Here is a 1,877-nt window from a genome sequence, read left to right as displayed (position 1 = left end):
TCCCGCAGGGTGCGAAGGCACCGCAGGCGGCCGGCGTCATCCACACCGACTTCGAGAAGGGCTTCATCAAGGCCGAGGTCATCTCGTTCGCCGACCTCGTCGAGCTCGGCTCGGTCGCCGAGGCCCGCGCGAAGGGCAAGGCCCGCCTCGAGGGCAAGGACTACGTCATGCAGGACGGCGACGTGGTGGAGTTCCGCTTCAACAACTGACATCTCGTGGCATCCATGGGCTCCGTCCATCCATTCGGATCGGACGGGGCCAAGTCATTTGTGCCGGCAGACGGGTGGCGGGTCGAGTCTTCTCGCTTCCATCGGGCGCCTTCAGCCGGCGGCCTCGCCGAGGAGCTGTCGCAGAAGTGGGCGTGCGCTCCCGAGCCTCTGGCATCCTGCATGACGAGAGCCCGCCAGCAGAGGAAGCACAAATGATCAGAGGCAATCGCGCCACCTTCACGGTCCGTAGCCCGACGAGAACTGTGAGCGCGATCTCATCGATGCTCGGGATCGAGCCGACGAATTCGGGCGATATCGGAGAGCTCACACCCGCGGGCCGGTCGGGGAGAGACGTCGCCCCGCAGTCGAGGCGGTATGCGGAGAAGTATTGGTCGCTCTCCACGGTGGAGCATTCGCCCGGCGCGAGCGAAGAAACCGGCTTCTCAGCCCTCCGTGCGCTGCTGGCAGTCCTGCGACCCCATTCTCAGCAGGTATCGGAGCTGCGGGAAGACGGCGAGACAAGGATCTGGTGGTCCGGCGATTCCGACAGTGAACAGGGGGGATTCGTCCTGCAGATCGACATGATCGAATCCCTCGCAGAACTGGGCTGCGACGTCTACGGCACGGCGTATCTCGACGACGGCGAAGGAGCCGACGTCGGACGAGGCCACCCTCCAGTAGCGCCGACGCGCGCCCCCCCCGTTCAGTAAGGTCATCGCATGAACGCCGACTCGACCACGACCCGGTCGCGGACGGATCGTCGCGCGCAGGTGCGGGCGATCCTGACGGGGTCGGTGCCCAACCTCGTGCAGTGGTTCAACCTGTACGTGTACGCGACCTTCGCGCCGTACTTCCGCACCGAGTTCTTCGACCCGGATTCTGCGGACTCGCTCGTGTGGGTCTACGCGCTCTTCGCCGTGACCTTCCTCGTGCGCCCGCTCGGCTCGTGGATCTTCGGTCGCCTCGCCGACACGGGCGGGCGCGAGCGCGCGCTCGTGGCCGCGGTGACGCTGATGTCGGCGGCATCCCTCGTCCTGGCGGCGACTCCGACCGAACGGGTGATCGGGGTGTGGGCGGCGGTCATCCTGGTGGTGGTGAGCGTCGTGCAGGGCGTCGCCGCCGGCGGCGGGTATGCGGCCGCGGCGGTGCTGTTGTCGGAGTCGGGCACGCGCGGTCGTCGCGGGTTCTTCTCGTCGTTCCAGGGCGCCACGATCGTCGGGGGTCTGGTGCTCGCGCAGGGGCTGCTGCTCGTCCTGCTGCTGGCCGGTGATCGCGCGGACGTCGCGGCCTGGGGCTGGCGGGTCGCGTTCGCCGCGAGCGGGCTCGCGGGGCTCGTCTCGCTGTGGTGGGCGCGCTCGGCCCGTCGCGCCGCACGGACGGCGTCGAAGGGCGGGGCGTCGACGATGTCGGAACTTTTCCGCGGATACTGGCGCCCGCTGCTCTGGGTCATCCTGCTCACGGCCGGGGGCAGTGCGGCGTTCTACACCGCGACCGTCACCGTGCCGTATCTCATCCGCGAGACGTTCTTCGCCGACGGCGGGGCGGCCGCGGAGCGCGCCTCGACGGGGCTCGTCCTGGCCGCGTTCGTGATCCTGATGCTCATGCAGCCCCTCGGTGGGGCGCTCAGCGACCGCATCGGACGCAAACCGCTGCTCGTCGTCTTCGGGG

3 protein-coding genes are annotated in these 1,877 nt (G+C 68.7%); all 3 read left to right on the top strand.

Annotated features, from left to right (window positions below; all coding sequences use genetic code 11):
* Positions 1-209: DUF933 domain-containing protein (locus DBR36_RS18505; RefSeq protein WP_258222848.1), on the top strand; the 209-nt coding region annotated here is incomplete at its 5' end.
* A gap of 212 nt (positions 210-421) precedes the next feature.
* Positions 422-919: a DUF4279 domain-containing protein gene (locus tag DBR36_RS13515; RefSeq protein ID WP_108320203.1), complete on the top strand. Its 498-nt coding sequence runs from the start codon at positions 422-424 to the stop codon at positions 917-919.
* A gap of 9 nt (positions 920-928) precedes the next feature.
* Positions 929-1,877 (top strand): MFS transporter (locus DBR36_RS13510; protein ID WP_146185363.1); only part of this gene is annotated, 949 nt, incomplete at its 3' end.

This window comes from Microbacterium sp. HMWF026, from assembly GCF_003061325.1.
In the GTDB taxonomy this organism is placed as follows: domain Bacteria; phylum Actinomycetota; class Actinomycetes; order Actinomycetales; family Microbacteriaceae; genus Microbacterium; species Microbacterium testaceum_E.
The sequence above is the reverse complement of the archived record's forward strand: the minus strand, read 5'-3'. Positions and strand labels throughout refer to the sequence as shown.